Genomic DNA, 17,653 nt, shown 5'->3' on the forward strand with positions numbered 1-17,653 from the left:
ATTCCAGAACTTTACCCGATGATGATCTGGGTCTGCGGCGACATCCGCCGCAGCAGCCGCAGCATCGACGCCTTGGTCATCGAGACGCAGCCCGCGGTCGGCCCGAAATTCGGCCGCGCCAGATGCAGGAACACGGCGCTGCCGCGGCCGGCGATGCGCGGCGCGGCGTTGTGGTCGATCTCGACAATGAAGTCGTAGAGATGATCCTCGCGGGTCAGGCGGTCGCCGCCCTGCTCCCGGTCGAGCCGGATCGGCTGGTTGTAATGGCGGTCGGCGGGGTCCTCGCACCAGGCGTCCTCGCGGCGGATCGGCCGCGCCGGCAGCAAGGTCACCGGACGGCGGTGGCGGTCGGCGCGCCACCAGAGCTGTCTGGGATGGAAGATGCCGCGTGGCGTGCCGCCGTCGCCTTCGCGCTTGTTGGCGAGGATTCCGCCGCGTCCGAGCGCCACCGGAACGGTCCAGCCATCGGCGGTCAGCCAGCCCCGGCGCGGATCACCGGCGGCGCGGCGGACCTCGATGGCGGAGAGCGGGCGATCACGTTTCGCTATCATATAAGTGATTGAAATAGCTGATCTTCCTCTAAGAATCGTTCAAAACTGAACTTGCCTTGGAAGCCCCAAACATTCTATCTCCCGGCATTACAGGACATTCACGTCCTGCCCCGCCGGATTTGAGGTAGACTGCCGCTGCCTTGTGAATCGGTAACGACGGCCTACCTGAGCACGTATCTAGCCGATGCTACGGCCAGAAGCGCCCCCCGCTTCTGACCGCCCCGCCCCCGAAGGATTGTACCTATGGCCAATGCCCGCAAGATCTTGATCGTGGATGACGATACCGATCTGCGCGATACGCTGGTCGAGCAGCTGTCCCTGCACGAGGAATTCGAAGCCTCCGCAGTCGACACCGGCGCCAAGGGCGCCACTGCCGCCAAAGCCAATTCTCCCGACCTGGTCCTGATGGATGTCGGCCTGCCCGACACCGACGGCCGCGAAGTGGTCCGCAGCCTGCGCAAGGGCGGCTTCAAGGCCCCGATCATCATGCTGACCGGCCATGACACCGATTCTGACACCATCCTTGGCCTCGAAAGCGGCGCCAACGACTATGTAGCGAAGCCGTTCCGCTTTGCGGTGCTGCTGGCCCGGATCCGGGCGCAGCTGCGCCAGCACGAGGCCAGCGAGGACGCGGTGTTCTCGGTCGGCCCCTACTCGTTCCGGCCCGGCTCGAAGATGCTCACCGGCGCCAATGCCCGCAAGGTGCGGCTGACCGAGAAGGAAACCGCGATCCTGCGCTTCCTCTACCGCGCCGGCCAGATGCCGGTGTCGCGTGAGACCCTGCTCCAGGAAGTCTGGGGTTACAATTCCGGTGTCACCACCCACACGCTGGAAACCCACATCTACCGCCTGCGCCAGAAGATCGAGAAGGACGCCGCCAACCCGGAAATCCTGGTGACGGAAGCCGGTGGCTACAAGCTGGTGCCGTGATACGCTTCGCGCTCAACGATTCGTGAAATCGAGGCGCACCGCGGTTGCCGGCCCTGAATGTCGATCGATGATGACGTAGCCCTGCTCGAGCAGGTCCCGACGATGCGTCTGTTGGGCGACAGCTCCTTGCGCATGCTGGCGATCGGCTCCGAGCAACGTGACTTCAACGCAGGCGAAGTGCTGTTCAAGGTCGGCGACGCCGCGGACGCCGGCTATGTCGTGCAGCGCGGCACGTTCCGGGTCGAGGAAGGCGGCGCCGAGATCATCGCCGGTCCGGGCTCGCTGATTGGCGAGCTCGCATTGATCGTCGCGATGAAACGGCCTTCGACGGCGACCTCACTGGAGCGCGGCTCGGTGATCCGCGTCGCGCGCAGCCTGTTCCAGCGCGTGCTGGAAAGCGATCCGGCCGCAGCCCGCCGCCTCCGCGACGAGCTCGCGCTGCGCACCAGCCAGCTTGCGAGCGATATTTTGATCGCGGGCGGGAAGCTGAGCACGTAGCCGCCGTCGGCTCGGCGAGACTCAATTATCCCGTCATCCCCGCGCAAAGGCTTCTCCTTTGTCGCTGGAGGTGCGAGCTCTTGCGAGCCTCGAAGGATGCAGGGCCCGGCTGGTGGCCGTCGACCCTTCGAGACGCGCTTCGCGCTCCTCAGGGTGACGGATCAACAGGGTGACGCTCCTTGATTTGACAACAACGTCAGACCTCCATCACCGCTGTCACAGGCACGTGGTCCGACGGCCGCTCCCAGCTGCGGGCGTCGCGGGTGATCTTGAAGTCGCTGACGTGATCCTTCAGCGCGCGCGAGACCCAGATGTGATCGAGCCTGCGGCCGCGGTCGCCGACGGTCCAGTCCGCGGCGCGATAGCTCCACCAGGTGTAGACCTTTTCCGACATCGGAATCCGCTCGCGCGCGATGTCGAACCATTCGCCATGCGCTTGCGCTGCGAGCAGCTTCTCGGTCTCGACCGGCGTGTGCGAGACCACCTTCAACAGCTGCTTGTGCGACCACACATCATGCTCATGCGGTGCGACGTTGAGGTCGCCGACCAGGATGTGGCGGTCGTCGCCGCGCGGATGCAGCGGCTCGCACGCCTTCATCTCATCGAGGAATTGCAGCTTGTGCTCGAACTTCGGATTGAGCGCGGGATCGGGAATGTCGCCGCCGGCCGGCACGTAGAAATTATGCAGCACCAGTGGCTTTGAAAGCTGCGCCTTCTCGCCGAAGGAAACTGAGATGTGCCGCGAGTCGATCTTGTCGCAGAACGTCCTGATGTCGGTGGTCTCGAACGGCAGGCGCGAGACGATGGCGACGCCGTGATAGCCCTTCTGCCCGTTCAGCGCGACGTGCTCATAGCCGAGCCGCTTGAAGCGCTTCAATGGAAACGCATCGTCGATGCATTTGGTCTCCTGCAGGCACAGCACGTCCGGCCGCGCGCTCTTCAGGAATTTGGCGACGATGTCGATGCGCAGGCGCACCGAATTGATGTTCCAGGTGGTGACGGAGAACCGCATGAGGGGTGCGTCTTAGCACGGTTCTCTGCGCGGGTTAGCGCTTTGTCCACAAGCAAGGATTCGTAGGGCGGGTTAGCGCAGCGTAACCCGCCGCACTTGCGGAGGAATGGCGGGTTACGCCTTCGACTAACCCGCCCTACGCATCCCGTTCACCCCGGCGAAGAGCCCGGATAGGTCGTGAAGTCGATCTTGAACAGCCCCGGATCGGGCTTCTGCGTCGCGTCGAGATTATAGACCGCAACGGTCGTGTCGTAGCCCTGCGGATCGGTGACGGTCCACTGCTTGAGCTTGCCGTCCTTGGCGCCGATCATCAGCAGGAAGCGGCTGGTGCCGACCAGCGCCTGCTTCTCCTCGATCGTGATGCTGACGAACACGTCGTCGGCGGTGACGCTGACGACGTTGGTGTCCTTCATCAGATCGATGCGGTCCGACAGCAGATAGCGCAGCGGGGTCTGCGACAGCGGATAGATGTCCTGGGTCGCGAGCCTGCGGTCGCGCACCGCGACCGACGAGCCGTCGGCGATCACCTCGATGGTGCTCGGATTGTCATATTCGAAGCGCAGCTTGCCGGGCTTCTGGATGTAGAAATCGCCCTTGGTCTTGGTGCCGTCGGGACCGACCTGGACGAAATTCCCGACCAGGGTCTGCAGCGACGACAGATAGGCCGAAACCTTGGCGGCCTGCGCCTTCTGGTTGGCGTCGAAGGTCTGGAAGATGTTGGCGGGGACGTTGCGGCGCGGATCGGGAATCACTGGCTCCGGCGGTGCCTGGGTGGCGCCGGTGGTGGCCGGGCCCTTGTCCGCATTGCTCTGCGCGCCGGCGTCCTTGGCCTTCGGCGCAGCCTTAGGTCCCGCGTTGGCTACGGGTTTCGGCGTCGCCGGCGCATTCTGCGCGGCCGCGCTGCCGGCGATCGCGGCGGTGACGAGAAGAGCCAGCGCAGTGCGCGTGCCGCGGTCAATGAGATGTTTTGCCATCAGATATGTCAGGTCTCTGTTCGACGCTCGTCCCGCTTCGCCGGATTTTATCCCGCCTCTTCCGAGGGAGATATGGTTTTTCCGTGATGATCGCCCCCGATCAGAACTGGCCTTCTTCCTCCCCGACCAGGATTTCGCGCTTTCCGGCGTGATTCGCCGGGCCGACGATGCCCTCGAGTTCCATCCGCTCCATCAGCGAGGCGGCGCGATTATAGCCGATCTGCAGCCGCCGCTGGATGTAGGAGGTCGACGCCTTGCGGTCGCGCTTGACGATCGCAACCGCCTGCGTGAACAGATCGCCGCCGCCGTCGCCACCCATGCCGGTGGCATCGAACACGGCGCCGTCCTCGTCGGTCGGCTCTTCCGCGGTGACGGCTTCGAGATATTCCGGCTGGCCCTGCGTCTTCAGGTGGCGCACCACCTTCTCGACTTCCTCGTCGGACGCGAACGGGCCGTGCACGCGGCTGATGCGGCCGCCGCCCGCCATGTAGAGCATGTCGCCCTGGCCGAGCAGCTGCTCGGCGCCCATCTCGCCGAGGATGGTGCGGCTGTCGATCTTCGACGTCACCTGGAAGGCGATGCGGGTCGGGAAGTTCGCCTTGATCGTGCCGGTGATGACGTCGACCGACGGACGCTGTGTGGCGAGGATCACATGCAGGCCGGCGGCGCGCGCCATCTGCGCCAGGCGCTGCACCGCGCCTTCGATGTCCTTGCCGGCGACCATCATCAGGTCGGCCATTTCGTCGACGATGATGACGATGTAGGGCAGCGGCTCGAGGTCGAGCTTCTCTTCCTCGTAGATCGCCTTGCCGCTCTCCTTGTCGAAGCCGGTGTGCACGGTGCGCGTCAGCTCTTCGCCCTTGCCCTTGGCTTCGACGAGGCGCGCATTGTAGCCGTCGATGTTGCGCACGCCGAGCTTGGCCATCCGCTTGTAGCGCTCTTCCATCTCGCGCACGGCCCATTTCAGCGCGACAACGGCTTTCTTCGGATCGGTGACGACGGGCGTCAGCAAATGCGGGATGCCGTCATAGACGGAGAGTTCGAGCATCTTCGGGTCGACCATGATCAGGCGGCACTGATCCGGACGCAGCCGGTAGACCAGGCTCAGGATCATGGTGTTGATCGCGACCGATTTGCCGGAGCCGGTGGTGCCGGCGATCAGCATATGCGGCGTGCGCGCGAGGTCGATGATGACGGGATCGCCGCCGATCGTCTTGCCGAGGCACAGCGGCAGCTTCGCAACGGAATCGACGCTCTCCTTGGCGACCAGCAGCTCGCGCAGATAGACCTTCTCGCGATGCGCGTTCGGCAACTCGATGCCGATCGCATTGCGGCCGGCGACCACGGCGACGCGCGCCGACAATGCGCTCATCGAGCGGGCGATGTCGTCGGACAATCCGATCACGCGCGACGACTTGATGCCGGGCGCGGGCTCCAGTTCGTATAGCGTGACCACCGGGCCGGGGTTGGCCTTGACGATCTCGCCACGCACGCCGAAATCTTGCAGCACGCCTTCGAGCGAGCGCGAGTTGGCTTCGAGCTCGGCCTTGCTCAGCGGCTGGCGATCGCTCGCCTTCGGCGCACTGAGCACGGAGACCGACGGCAGCTCGAACTTGTCGGAGTTCTTCTTCTTCGGCTTCGGCTCGGCCTTCTTGCGCGGGGCGCGGGCGACGGGAGCTTCCTCCTCGTCATCCTCTTCTTCCTCGTCGTCGAAAGCCTCGGCCTCGTCTTCGTCCTCGTCATGGTCGTCGGCCGCCGGCGCGATCGAGGGCGCGGCGCGGCCGCCGCCGATGTTGGGCTCCTGGCGCTCGAACGCCGCACTGCTGCGGCCCTGCGCTCCGCTCGACACCAGCGATTTATAGGCGGTACCGAACAGCCAGCCGAGCCGGGCTTTCGCGCTCATCAGCGCGTGGAACAGCCAGCCCAGCGAGACCGAGCTGCGGTCGTTGTCTTCCTCTTCGACGAACGGCTCGTCGTCGTCAGCGATCGGCGTCAGCTCTTCGTCTTCTTCCTTGGCGCCCCAACCGCAGGCGAACAGGAAGCTTGCTGCCATCGCGACGAACAGGATCAGGCCGAGCACGACGCGATAGAGGAAGCCGGGCGGCCCGAACACGACGGCCGGCGTGCGCAGCAGCGCGTCGCCGACCACGCCGCCGAGCCCGGTCGGCAGCGGCCATGACGTATTGTGCGGCCAGCAGCTGGCGAAGCCCGCCGCGATCACCGTGCACAGAATCCAGCAGCCGAGCCGCAGCGCCTCGCGATCGAACGGACGATGCGTCAGCATCCGCCAGCCCCATACCGCCACAGGCAGCAGCAGCATGATGGCGCCGAGGCCGAGAATCTGCATCAAGAGGTCGGCGCCGATTGCGCCGGGATAGCCGAGCACGTTGCGGATCGCGCGCGAGGTGGCATGACTGAGCGACGGATCCTGCACCGACCAGGTCATCAGCGCAGCGGTGATGGCGCCCGACAGCGCGATCAGGCCAAGCCCGGTGAGTTCGCGCAGCCGCCGCGCCAGCGCCTCGCGCAGCGAGAGCGGCAGATGGCCGACCAGAGGGATGACACGTTCGATCGCTGGCATACTCAATCTTCGCGCTTCGCGATTAACCCAGGGTTTCGACCAGGCGATGCATCGCCTCGGCCGTCGATTCACTGTCGGAGACCAGCGCAAGGCGGATATAGCCCGCGCCCGGATTGGAACCGTCGTTCTGCTCGCGCGCCAGGTAGCTGCCCGGAATCACCCGAACGCCGGCGTCGCGATAGAGCCTGACGGTCACCGCCTCGTCGTCGCCGCGATCGGAGACGTCTAGCCAGACGCAGAAGCCGCCTGCGGGACGCTTGTAGCCGTAGCGGTTGCCGAGGATCTGGTCGGCGAAATCGAACTTGATGCGATAGAGCCTGCGGTTCTCCTCGACATGCGCCTCGTCGCCATAGGCGGCAACCGCGACATGCTGCAACGGCACCGGCACCTGCGGTGCGGCGACATTGCGCAACTCGAGGAACGCCGCGAGAAACTTGCGGTCGCCGGCGGCGAAGCCGACCCGCATGCCAGGCAGGTTCGAGCGTTTCGACAGCGACTGGAACGCCACGACATTGCGGAAATCGGGACCGGCGCATTCCAGCATGCTGCCCGGCGCCTCGCGGGTATAGATCTCCGAGTAGCACTCGTCGGACAGGATCATGAAGCCGAACCTGTCGGCGAGCTCTTTCAGCCGCGCGAAATAGGCCCGCGATGCGACCGAGCCCTGCGGATTGGCCGGCGAGGCGATGAAGAACGCGACGGTGCGAGCCCATGTCGCCTCGTCGATCGCATCGAGGTCGGGCAGGAAACCGTTGGCGAGCGTGGTCGGCAGATGGATCTGCTCGCAGCCGGCCGCGCGCGCGCCGGCGCCATAGGCCGGATAAAACGGATTCGGCATCAGGACCGCCGGCCGTCCCTTGCGCGGGGCGACGTAACGTGCGGCTGTGATCGCGGCAAAGAACAGCCCCTCGCGGCTGCCGTTCAGCACCAACACCTCGCTCTCCGGATCGACTGGACGCGGCAATTGGAACCGGCTTCCGAGCCAGGTCGCGACCGCGCGGCGGAACGGCTCGATGCCCTTGGCCATCGGGTAGCGGCCGAACTCGGCGGTGTGCTTTGCCAGCACCGGCCCGACGAAGTCAGGCACGGGATGCTGCGGCTCGCCGACCGACAGTGTAATCAAAGGCTTAGCCGGCTGGTACGGCGCCAGCAGTTCGGTGGTTCGCACGAATGGGGAGCGCTCGGCCTGGCCGGCGGGTGCGGCATCGGCGGCGCCCTGCGCCACGCCGGATGAGGCGGTCATTGCCATGGTTGAAAAGCCAGCACTTTCACTGCGGTCGGAGGGTGGGGGGAGCCGACCGTAAACCGATCAAATCACCATAGATAGGGCGAGGTTAAGACGCGATTAACCATCGGCGGCGCTGCACATTTGGCCGCCGCGTGATATCAGCGCCCCGCTCAGAAAACCGCATCAAAATTGCACCGAGACATGATCCATCGCCGCGCCGTCAGGGCCCTCATCATCACGGGCGAGCGCGAAGTCCTGCTGATGCGGATTCGCCCGCCGCACGGCGGCGAGTGTTTCTGGATCGCGCCCGGTGGCGGCATCGAGGGCGATGAGACGCCGGAAGCGACGTTGCAGCGGGAACTGGCCGAGGAATTGGGGCTGATCGATTTCGCGCCTGGCCCCGCCGTCTGGCGGCGCCATCACATCTTCAACTGGGGCGGCCGGCGGATCTCCCAGAAGGAAGAATACCGGATCGTTCACACGGATCGGTTCGACCCTGTCATGGCCGACAAAGCCGAGGCGAAGGTGCTCGATTGCTTCAGGTGGTGGGCGATCGCCGATCTATCCGGCGCGGACGAGCGCCTCACGCCGCTGTCGCTGGCCAACATCCTTGAAAGCTATTTGCGCGACGGCGCGCCAAGCGAGCTGCCGGACGAGGAAGTCCTGGTCGACTGACGTGGCCTGCCCTCACTGCCGTGCATTCGAGCGATCCGCTTTACCCTCCATTAAGGCCAGGGCGGGCGTCACGAGTTCCTTCAGCAATTCGCAACACAGCACGACCGAATGATCCCGCGGATTGCGAGGATCTGCAGACGGACATGGCCATCAGGATCGAGACACGCGGCGATGTTCTGCGCCGCACCGGCAAGGTGATGGTCATTGCCGCCGGTATGACCGCGGTGATGTCCGTCACCATCGGCATGCTGGCGTTCGGCCGCGATCTGGCCGCACCGATCACGGTCGGCCAGATGCAACTGTTCGGGCTCACCGCCGGTGTGTTCATTTCGATCGCGCTCAGCGGCGCGATGTCCTATCGCGCCGGCCTGTTGATGCTGGAGCTCGCGCATACCCGCCGCGAGCTCGCCCAGATCTCGCAGACCGACCAGCTGACCGGCCTGTTGAATCGCCGCGGCTTCGACACTGAGGCCGCCGCGGCGCTCGACCAGGCGCAGGCGGACGGCGCGTCGGTTGCGGTTCTGATGTGCGACATCGACCATTTCAAGTCGATCAACGACCGCTACGGACATGAGATCGGCGACAAGGTGCTGGTCGAGATCGCCGACGTTCTGCGCCAGTTCGCGAGCCGGCACGGCGCGCTGGTCGCCCGCTACGGCGGCGAGGAATTTGCAGCTGTGGTGACCGGCCTGAGCCACGAGCAGGCCGCGCACGGCGCCGAGGAAATCCGCCGCGACTGTGCGGCGCGAACTATCCTCGACGGCGTGACCCTTCTGCCGGTGACGATCAGCATCGGCTTCACAGTGAAGGAAAGCGGCTTCGATCTGAGCGGCCTGATGCGAACCGCCGACCAGGCGCTCTACGCCGCCAAGCGCCATGGCCGCGACCGCGTCGAGCACGCGCGCGATGCGGCGTGAGCTGCGTAGCCCGGATGAAGCGAAGCGAAATCCGGGGGCGGTCTTTCCTGCGGCGACACCGTACCCGGATTGCGCTGCGCTTCATCCGGGCTACGCCGGTGACGTGTGGCGTCTACCGCGCCGGCAGCTTCTCGAATGACGGCTTGCCGTCGGGGACATGGTGGAAGGTCTGCTTGTCGCAGGTGTAGATCGTCATCTGCGGGGTGAACACACTGGGGTCGTCGAACGTGCCGACCTTCAGGATCGTGGCGGGCAGGCCCGGCACCTTAGTCACCAAATGCGTGCCGCATTCCGGGCAGAATTCGCGCGTCACGGCGCGCTCGAGGTCCTTGCGGGTGAACTGCTTGGGTTGGCTGGCGGTGTATTTGAAGCCGGTGGTCGGCATCGCCATGAACATGTTCGGTCCGCCGCCGGTGATGTACTGGCATTCGCGGCACAGGCATTGCGCCGCCATCATCGGTTCGCCTTCGGCCTCATAGCGCACGTTGCCGCAATAGCACCTGCCTTGCACCTTCATGACGTCCTCCCGTTTTTGTTGTTGGTAGCCTGTCGTTTCACAATACCAGGCAATTCCGACATTATTTTCTCAATCTGCAGAAAAAAGAAAGGGGCTCCAACTTGCGCTGGAGCCCCTCAACGGTCCGGACATTGCCGGGTATGTGCCCGAACCGTAGTTCTGGGAACGACCGCTTGGGGAGGTCGTGTCCCGGGAGAACCTCTTACATGTTGTAGGCGCGCTCCGTGTGCTCGGTGATGTCGAGGCCTTCACGCTCGGTCTCGACGTTGGCACGCAGGCCGACGATCACGTCCACGATCTTGTAGAGGATCGCCGAGCCGATGCCCGACCACACCAGCGTGGTGCCGACGCCCCAGACCTGCGAGGTCATCTGCGCCACGAAGTCGTAATCGGCAACCTTCGGCGGGATTGCGGTGTAGTCGATGATGCCGGCACCACCGAGCGCCGGGTTGACCAGGATGCCGGTGCCGAGCGCGCCGATGATGCCGCCGACGCAGTGGACGCCGAACACATCGAGCGAGTCGTCATAGCCGAGCGCGTTCTTCACGACCGTGCAGAAGAACAGGCAGACCACGCCGACCACGAGGCCGAGCACGATGGCACCCATCGGACCGGCATAACCGGCCGCAGGCGTCACCGCGACGAGGCCCGCGACCGCGCCCGAGAGCGCGCCGAGCAGCGAGGGATGGCCCTTGATGATCCATTCCGCGAACATCCAGGCCAGCGCCGCCGCGGCCGTGGCCACGAAGGAGTTGGTCATGGCGAGCGCAGCGCCGCCATTGGCTTCGAGGTTCGAACCAGCGTTGAAGCCGAACCAGCCGACCCAGAGCAGCGAGGCGCCGATCATGGTCATGGTCAGCGAGTGCGGAGCCATCAGCTCCTTGCCGTAGCCGGTGCGCTTGCCGATCAGGAGCGCGCCGACCAGGCCGGCGATGCCGGCGTTGATGTGCACGACGGTGCCGCCGGCGAAGTCGATCGCACCCTTCTTGAAGATCCAGCCGGCGTCGGCGTTGATCGCGTCGAGGGCGGCCTGCGCCTTCGTCTTGGCATCGCCGTCAGCCGCGGCGGCGAGCGCCTTGGCAGCATCCTGGATCGCGTCCGGGCCCGGCCAGTACCAGACCATGTGCGCGATCGGGAAGTAGATCACGGTGACCCAGATCGGGATGAACAGCGCGATCGCGGCGAACTTCATCCGCTCGGCAAAGGCGCCGACGATGAGGGCCGGCGTGATCGCCGCGAAGGTCATCTGGAAGCACATATAGACGAGCTCCGAGATGTTGGCGTCGACCGAGAAGGTCGCAGCCTTGGAGTCCGGCGTGACGCCCATCAGGAAGGCCTTGGAGAAGCCGCCGATGAAGTCGGAGCCGCCGGTGAAGGCGAGGCTGTAGCCGTAGAGGGCCCAGAGCACGGTGACGATGCAGACGGTGTAGAACACCTGCGCCAGCACCGAGAGCATGTTCTTGGAGCGGACGAGGCCGCCATAGAACAGCGCGAGACCCGGGATGGTCATCAACAGCACCAGCACCGTCGATGTCAGCATCCAGGCGTTGTCGCCCTTGTTGACGGTTGGCTCGGCGTAGGCGGCGGTTGCGGCAAAGAGGCCGACTGCGAGGGCCGCCAGTCCCGCGCCATAGGGACGCTTGAACGTCATGTTATTTCACTCCTGAGGTCTTAAAGGTTGAGCGCGAAATCAGAGGGCCGCGGCATCGGCCTCGCCGGTGCGGATGCGCACGGCGTGCTCGAGGCTGATGACGAAGATCTTGCCGTCGCCGATCTGTCCGGTCTTGGCGGCGGAGGTGATGGCGTCGATGGTCTTGTCGACCTGATCGGAGGCGACTGCGACCTCGATCTTGATCTTGGGCAGGAAGCTCACCGCATATTCGGCGCCGCGATAGATTTCCGTGTGGCCCTTCTGACGGCCGTACCCCTTGACTTCCGTCACCGTGAGACCGTGAACGCCAATGGCGGTCAGGGCGTCACGGACCTCTTCCAGCTTGAATGGCTTAATGATCGCCATAACAATTTTCATGAGTCCTATCCCCGCTTGGGCCCGGTGCGAACGAACACCGGGAGTTTCGACTGAGGTTCACCACGCGGAAGACATCCACTACGCGGGCACAGCCGGGACCCTTAGAATCAAATGCCGTGCCAAACGGCTCGGGTTCGCTAATGGATTATGAATCCGGACCTTTTCCCGCATTGCGGGAGCAAGCTGCGGCTGCGCTATTCCGTCGCGCCTAAAATCTAATCAGATTGGCCTAATTCATGAGCAAGCCAGGGTCTGGACACAATTCTGCTTAGCCGCGGTGCAGGCGTCGGTATTTAGATAAAGTAATGCCGGGCCATTAGGCGGCGTCGCGCGCTGCAAAAACCCTGTCGATCAGTCCCCATTCGAGCGCCTGCTCCGCCGACATGAAGTGATCGCGGTCCAAGGTCCGTTCCACGTCGGCCTCGGTGCGCCGGCAATGCTGCGCGTAGAGCCGGATGATGCGCCGCTTGGTCGCCTGCATCTCGGCGGCATGGATCTGGATGTCGGTGGCCTGGCCCTGGAAGCCGCCGAGCGGCTGATGCACGTGGAGGCTGGCATTCGGGAGCGCGGCGCGATGACCGGGCTCGCCGGCCATCAGCAGGAACGATCCCATCGACCGCGCAGTGCCCATGCACAGCGTGTGCACCGGCGCCTTGATGAACTGCATGGTGTCGTACATCGCAAGCCCGCTGGAGATCACGCCGCCATAGGAGTTGATGTAGAGGTTGATCGGCTTGTTCGGGTTGTCGGCCTCGAGGAACAGCAGCTGCGCGCAGACCAGCCCGGACATCGCATCATTGACCTCGCCGTTGAGGAAGATGATGCGTTCGCGCAGCAGCCTGGAATAGATATCGAAGGACCGTTCGCCGCGGGACGACTGCTCGACGACCATCGGGACGAGTTGCATTATGTCGCGCATCGGCGACCTCCCATTTCAGCAGGTGATGAAGTTTCAGCGGATGATGAAGTCTGCGATCAGGCCGCGCGCATCAGCATGCGGCTGTTGCAGTTGGCCGCTTGCGGCTGGTTTGCGCGCTTGCCGCGGGCTTCCTGGATGATGCGAAACCGGGTGCCGCCGGCTTCGTTCGGCTCGATCCGGAAGGTGACGTGACTCTCGAGAAACGGCGGCTCGGAATCGCGGAGCCGGTAACGCACCTCTTCGCCTGCGACCGACGATAGGGGCTCAGCGCCCGCGAGATCGCAATCAGGTAGCCAGCGCTCGCGCAGGGCTGGAATGGTGACGGCGCGCCATACTTTTTCAGGCGGTGCGTCGAGCTCGTATTCGATCACCAGAGCTGCGTCCGCGTCAGGCTCAACCGTGTCGCTCATTGATCCATGTCCTTCAAGAGGTCGGAGAGCGCTTCGATGCGCTTTGGCCAATAGGCGCGGTAGCGCGCGAGCCAGGACCCGATGCTGGCGATCCCGTCCGGGTCGACTTCATAGTTGACGAAGCGGCCCTGCCGCTGCTCGCGCACCAGTCCTGCCGCGCGCAGCACCGCCAGATGCTGCGACATCGCCGGCTGGCTGATCTCAAGTCCGTCGCGCAAGGCGCTGGCGTTCAGGCTGCCGCCGGCCAGCTTCTCAAAGACCCTGCGGCGGGTCGGATCGGCTAGTGCCTTGAAGATATCGGTGTCGACCATGCCAACACATAAGCATATACTTATGTGTCGTGCAAGCCTGAACTGTCCCGTGCAGCGTGACGTCGCGGCGCTCGGGTACTTTGCATGGGGTTGTTTTACGAATTCGCCCTCTCAGGGCCCATCTCGTCCTGGCGATGCGAGCTCGGCTGCTACTGCAGCGCTTCGCCGTGCTGCGAGATGTCGAGACCCTCCAGCTCCTGCTGCATCGAGACGCGCAGCGGGACGAAGGCGCTGACCAGCTTGAGCAGCACGAAGGTAACGCCGCCGCACCAGACCAGCGTGACCACGACGCCGTAGAGCTGGATCAGGAGCTGCCCCGGATTGCCCTCCAGCAGGCCGGAAGTTCCGCCGATCGCCGCGGTGGCGAAAACGCCCGCGAGCAGCGTGCCGGTCAGGCCGCCGATGCCGTGCACGCCGAACACGTCGAGCGAGTCGTCATACTGGAAGCGATGCTTCAGCCAGGTACAGGCCCAGAAGCAGACCAGGCCGGCAATGATGCCGATGATGATGCCGTGCCACGGCGCAACGAAACCGGATGCCGGGGTGATGGTACCGAGCCCTGCGACCGCGCCCGAGATCATGCCGAGCACCGACGGCTTGCGGCGCGTCGCCCATTCGATCGCGCCCCAGGTCAGCGCGCCGGCGCAGGCCGCCAGATGCGTGGCGGTGATCGCCATCACCGCGCGCGAGTTGGCCGCAAGCGCCGAGCCGCCGTTGAAGCCGAACCAGCCGACCCAGAGCAGGCCGGTGCCGACCACGGCGAGCGAGAGGTCGAACGGCGACAGATTGTCATGGCCGTAGCCGTGCCGGTTGCCCATCACCTTGGCCGCGACCAGGCCGCTGATGCCGGCGGACAGATGCACGACGAGGCCGCCGGCGAAATCCATCACGCCCATCGAGGCGAGGAAGCCGCCGCCCCACACCCAATGCGCCAGCGGCACATAAGCGAAGATGAACCAGCCGATCGAGAACAGCACATAGGCGGAGAACCGCATGCGGTCGGCGACCGAGCCGGCAACCAGCGCCACCGTGATGATCGCAAACGTCATCTGGTACAGCATGAACAGCGCTTCCGGGATGGTCTTTGCCGCCGGATTGACGCTGTCCATCGTGATGCCGGCCAGGAACCAGCTATCGAGCGAGCCGAGCCATGGACCGTTGCCGACGAAGGTCAGCGAATAACCGAAGACGACCCAGAGGATCGAAATGATCGCAACGGCCGTGAGGCTCTGCGCCATCGTCGCCAGCACGTTCTTCTTGCGCACCATGCCGGAGTAGAACAGCGCAAGCCCCGGGATCGTCATCATCAGCACCAGCGCGGTGGCGACGATCATCCAGGCGGTGTCGGCGGGGTTGATGCCGGAGGCGCTAGAGTCTTGCGCTGACGCCGGCGTGCCCCACGAGAGCAGCATTGCAGCAGTGATCGGCGCAGCTGATATCGCTGCACGAAGAGCTCGTGCCCCCATCATCATTCCCCGGCGTGTCGTGGTTTCTTTACGTGGTTTTTGGCGTGTGCCGGCGTCGCTGGCGGCGGTGGTGTCGATTGAGACTCAGAGCGCGTCGTTGTCGGTCTCGCCGGTGCGGATGCGCAGCGCGTGGTCGATCGGCGTGACGAAGATCTTGCCGTCGCCGATCTGGCCGGTGCGGGCGTGCTCGGTGATGACGCTGACCGCCTTTTCGGCGAGCTCGGTGTCGACGGCGATCTCGATCCTAAGCTTGGGCAGGAAATTCACGACGTACTCGGCGCCGCGATAGATCTCGGTGTGGCCCTTCTGGCGGCCATAGCCCTTCACCTCGGTCACCGTCATGCCGTGAACGCCGATCGCGGTCAGGGCCTGGCGTACCTCATCGAGCTTGAACGGTTTGATGATCGCGACGACGAGTTTCATGGTCAGGCCTTCATTCCCTTGAGGTTTTCCGTGTGCGCCCGTCCCCAGAGCGGCAAATTGCCGTCTCTGGAGCGGCAACTTGCCGCCACCAAATCTGGCAGCTTTCTGGGCAAATGGCACAAAAAAGTTGCAGGTTGAAGGGGAAAACGTGCGCACCGCGTGAACTCCGTCACTGTACGGGACGACAACCGTCGGCCAGAATATGGCTTTCCCGCCCTGGCCAGCGTCCCCGCTGGCTCATTCTCGCCACAGCGCGTGCACCCGCGCCCCGAGGAACAAGAAAATGTCGAATCGAAACTGGTTTTATGCATCCGAAGGCCAGCAAAAGGGCCCCCTGCCTGAAGCTCAGCTCCGCGACCTGATCACCCGTGGCATGGTGGGCGCCGATACCCTGGTGTGGACCGAGGGCATGGCCGGCTGGCAGAAGGCCGGTGAGATTCCAGGCCTTGTTCCGAGTGCGGGCGCGCCGCCGGCGTTCCCGCAGGCCGGCGGACCGCCGCCGGTGGCCGCATCGGCAACCTATAGCGGCGGCGCGCTGTCGGCCGACTTCCCGATCTGGGGCCTGTTCGGACGCAGCTTGCTGATGTTCATCGGCCAGATTTTCGTCATCCCCGCGCCGTGGACCGCGACCGGCCTGTATCGTTTTGCGATCCCCTATATCCGCGTGCCGGGCCGGCCGCATCTCGGCTTCACCGGGCAGCCGCTCGACATCTGGTACGTCTTCATCGTGCTCGGTCTGCTGACATATGCGGGAGCGGCCAACAGCAACATCGTCACGCTGCTCTCGCTGCTGCTGCAGGGCTTCCTGAGCTGGATGATCGTTCGCTGGATCTTCAGCCGTCTCAGCTCGAGCGGCCAGGAGCTGCCGATCTCGTTCAACGGCAGTCCGGCGGTTTATGTCGGCTGGTACGTGCTGATGGTGATCTCGGCCGTCACCATCATCGGCTGGGCCTGGGTGATGACGGCGTGGTTGCGCTGGATCTGCCGCAACGTCGAAGGCACGCGCCGCGAGGTCACCTTCAACGCATCCGGGCTCGAGGTGTTGTGGCGAACCATCGTGTTCTCGGTCGCCTGCGCCTTCCTGATCCCGATTCCGTGGGTGCTGCGCTGGTACGCCAACTGGTTCATCTCGCAATTCGCGCTGACCGAGCGCGGCGCCTACGCCAACGGCTAGAGCGCGCTAAGGCGATTACGCCTTGCGTTCGCGCACCGAACCTTCTTGCGCGACGGACGCCACCAGCGTGCCGTCGGGCTTGAAGATCTGGCCGCGCGTCAGACCGCGGCCCGACTGCGCGCTCGGCGAATCCTGCGCGTAGAGCAGCCATTCGTCGGCGCGGAACGGGCGGTGAAACCACATCGCGTGATCGAGGCTCGCCGGCATCATGCGCCGGTCGAACAGCGTGCGGCCGTAGCGCGCCATGACGGCGTCGAGCAGCGAGAAATCCGACGCATAGGCGAGCGCGCACAGATGCAGCGCCGGATCGTCGGGCAATTTCGCCGCGGTGCGGATCCAGACATGGATGCGGCCGTCCTCGATCTGCTGGCCGAAATAGCGGCCGAGCTCGACCGGGCGCAGCTCGATCGGCCGGTCGCTCTCATAGTAGCGGCGGATGAACTCCGGCATCTCCTTGAACATCGGTTGCTTCGACACTTCCTCCGCGGTCAGCTTCTCCGGCGGCGGCACGTCGGGCATCTTCTCCTGATGATTGAAGTTGCTCTCTTCCTCGGCGTGGAACGAGACCATGATGGAGAAGATCGCGTTGCCGTGCTGGATCGCGGTGACGCGGCGGGTGGTGTAGCTCTTGCCGTCGCGCAGCCGCTCGACCTGGTAGATGATCGGGATCTGCGGATCGCCCGGCAGGATGAAATAGCAATGGATCGAGTGCGGCAGGCGGCCCTCGACGGTGCGGCAGGCCGCGACCATGGCCTGGCCGATCACCTGGCCGCCGAACACGCGCTGCCAGCTCGTCTTCGGGCTGTTGCCGCGGAACAAATTCACCTCGAGCTGCTCGAGATCGAGGATGGACAACAGGTCGATCAGGCTCTTGGACATGAGGGGGGCGCTCTCTTTCGTCATTCCGGGGCTCGCGAAGCGAGAGCCCGGAATCCATTCAGCCACGGAACATGCGGTTTGATGGATTTCGGGTTCACGCTGCGCGTGCCCCGGAATGACGTTCGTTTGGGTCTAGGACCTTGTTTCTGTCCCCTGTTT

Annotated in this window: 19 protein-coding genes; 5 read left to right on the forward strand and 14 right to left on the reverse strand. The window is 64.7% G+C overall.

Going from position 1 to position 17,653, the window contains the following annotated elements; translation table 11 throughout:
- Positions 1-11 precede the first annotated feature (11 nt).
- Positions 12-551: a L,D-transpeptidase gene (locus ACE103_RS00070; protein WP_375777859.1), complete on the reverse strand. Its 540-nt coding sequence runs from the start codon at positions 549-551 to the stop codon at positions 12-14.
- Between the two features lie 243 nt (positions 552-794).
- Between ACE103_RS00070 and ACE103_RS00075 the strand changes: the two genes are divergently transcribed.
- The gene (locus tag ACE103_RS00075) at positions 795-1,481 is read left to right on the forward strand and encodes a response regulator transcription factor (RefSeq protein ID WP_016841446.1); all 687 of its coding nucleotides are present in this window, start codon (positions 795-797) and stop codon (positions 1,479-1,481) included.
- Between the two features lie 57 nt (positions 1,482-1,538).
- The gene (locus ACE103_RS00080) at positions 1,539-1,979 is read left to right on the forward strand and encodes a Crp/Fnr family transcriptional regulator (protein WP_375777860.1); all 441 of its coding nucleotides are present in this window, start codon (positions 1,539-1,541) and stop codon (positions 1,977-1,979) included.
- 196 nt (positions 1,980-2,175) lie between these two features.
- On the opposite strand, the gene ACE103_RS00085 is transcribed toward ACE103_RS00080, so the two are convergent.
- From ACE103_RS00085 to ACE103_RS00100, 4 genes are all read right to left on the reverse strand, one after another.
- Entirely contained in the window at positions 2,176-2,991 is an 816-nt protein-coding gene (locus tag ACE103_RS00085; protein WP_375777861.1) for an exodeoxyribonuclease III, read from the reverse strand.
- A 149-nt stretch (positions 2,992-3,140) separates the two neighbouring features.
- Positions 3,141-3,965: an outer membrane lipoprotein carrier protein LolA gene (locus ACE103_RS00090; RefSeq protein WP_375777862.1), complete on the reverse strand. Its 825-nt coding sequence runs from the start codon at positions 3,963-3,965 to the stop codon at positions 3,141-3,143.
- 100 nt (positions 3,966-4,065) lie between these two features.
- Positions 4,066-6,552 (reverse strand): DNA translocase FtsK, encoded by a 2,487-nt coding sequence (locus ACE103_RS00095; protein WP_375777863.1) that lies wholly within the window; start codon positions 6,550-6,552, stop codon positions 4,066-4,068.
- A 16-nt stretch (positions 6,553-6,568) separates the two neighbouring features.
- The gene (locus tag ACE103_RS00100; RefSeq protein WP_375777864.1) at positions 6,569-7,795 is read right to left on the reverse strand and encodes an aminotransferase class I/II-fold pyridoxal phosphate-dependent enzyme; all 1,227 of its coding nucleotides are present in this window, start codon (positions 7,793-7,795) and stop codon (positions 6,569-6,571) included.
- 180 nt (positions 7,796-7,975) lie between these two features.
- Here ACE103_RS00100 and ACE103_RS00105 point away from each other — a divergent pair, with 180 nt between their 5' ends.
- Positions 7,976-8,449, forward strand: coding sequence for an NUDIX hydrolase (locus ACE103_RS00105; protein WP_375777865.1), 474 nt, complete (start codon positions 7,976-7,978; stop codon positions 8,447-8,449).
- Positions 8,450-8,592: 143 nt separating this feature from the next.
- Positions 8,593-9,366, forward strand: a complete 774-nt coding sequence (locus tag ACE103_RS00110; protein ID WP_375777866.1) for a GGDEF domain-containing protein — start codon at positions 8,593-8,595, stop codon at positions 9,364-9,366.
- 112 nt (positions 9,367-9,478) lie between these two features.
- On the opposite strand, the gene ACE103_RS00115 is transcribed toward ACE103_RS00110, so the two are convergent.
- From ACE103_RS00115 to ACE103_RS00150, 8 genes are all read right to left on the reverse strand, one after another.
- Positions 9,479-9,883 carry a GFA family protein gene (locus ACE103_RS00115; protein ID WP_207834147.1) on the reverse strand — a complete coding sequence of 135 codons (405 nt, stop codon included), beginning with the start codon at positions 9,881-9,883 and terminating at the stop codon, positions 9,479-9,481.
- A 202-nt stretch (positions 9,884-10,085) separates the two neighbouring features.
- Entirely contained in the window at positions 10,086-11,534 is a 1,449-nt protein-coding gene (locus ACE103_RS00120) for an ammonium transporter (protein WP_223971253.1), read from the reverse strand.
- Positions 11,535-11,573: 39 nt separating this feature from the next.
- Positions 11,574-11,912, reverse strand: coding sequence for a P-II family nitrogen regulator (locus tag ACE103_RS00125; protein ID WP_029080945.1), 339 nt, complete (start codon positions 11,910-11,912; stop codon positions 11,574-11,576).
- 316 nt (positions 11,913-12,228) lie between these two features.
- Positions 12,229-12,831, reverse strand: a complete 603-nt coding sequence (locus tag ACE103_RS00130) for an ATP-dependent Clp protease proteolytic subunit (protein WP_375777867.1) — start codon at positions 12,829-12,831, stop codon at positions 12,229-12,231.
- A gap of 56 nt (positions 12,832-12,887) precedes the next feature.
- Entirely contained in the window at positions 12,888-13,241 is a 354-nt protein-coding gene (locus tag ACE103_RS00135) for an SRPBCC domain-containing protein (protein ID WP_375777868.1), read from the reverse strand.
- Positions 13,238-13,552: an ArsR/SmtB family transcription factor gene (locus ACE103_RS00140; protein ID WP_375777869.1), complete on the reverse strand. Its 315-nt coding sequence runs from the start codon at positions 13,550-13,552 to the stop codon at positions 13,238-13,240. The genes ACE103_RS00135 and ACE103_RS00140 overlap by 4 nt, the downstream gene beginning before the upstream one ends.
- Positions 13,553-13,701: 149 nt before the next feature.
- Positions 13,702-15,018: an ammonium transporter gene (amt, locus tag ACE103_RS00145; RefSeq protein WP_374708031.1), complete on the reverse strand. Its 1,317-nt coding sequence runs from the start codon at positions 15,016-15,018 to the stop codon at positions 13,702-13,704.
- 84 nt (positions 15,019-15,102) lie between these two features.
- Positions 15,103-15,441 carry a P-II family nitrogen regulator gene (locus ACE103_RS00150; RefSeq protein ID WP_074128375.1) on the reverse strand — a complete coding sequence of 113 codons (339 nt, stop codon included), beginning with the start codon at positions 15,439-15,441 and terminating at the stop codon, positions 15,103-15,105.
- A 283-nt stretch (positions 15,442-15,724) separates the two neighbouring features.
- Between ACE103_RS00150 and ACE103_RS00155 the strand changes: the two genes are divergently transcribed.
- Positions 15,725-16,615 carry a DUF4339 domain-containing protein gene (locus tag ACE103_RS00155; protein WP_375777870.1) on the forward strand — a complete coding sequence of 297 codons (891 nt, stop codon included), beginning with the start codon at positions 15,725-15,727 and terminating at the stop codon, positions 16,613-16,615.
- Between the two features lie 15 nt (positions 16,616-16,630).
- On the opposite strand, the gene tesB is transcribed toward ACE103_RS00155, so the two are convergent.
- Entirely contained in the window at positions 16,631-17,494 is an 864-nt protein-coding gene (gene tesB, locus ACE103_RS00160) for an acyl-CoA thioesterase II (RefSeq protein ID WP_212312813.1), read from the reverse strand.
- Positions 17,495-17,653: the final 159 nt, after the last annotated feature.

Origin of the sequence: Bradyrhizobium sp. ma5 (assembly GCF_042258955.1) — a bacterium.
Classification (GTDB): domain Bacteria; phylum Pseudomonadota; class Alphaproteobacteria; order Rhizobiales; family Xanthobacteraceae; genus Bradyrhizobium.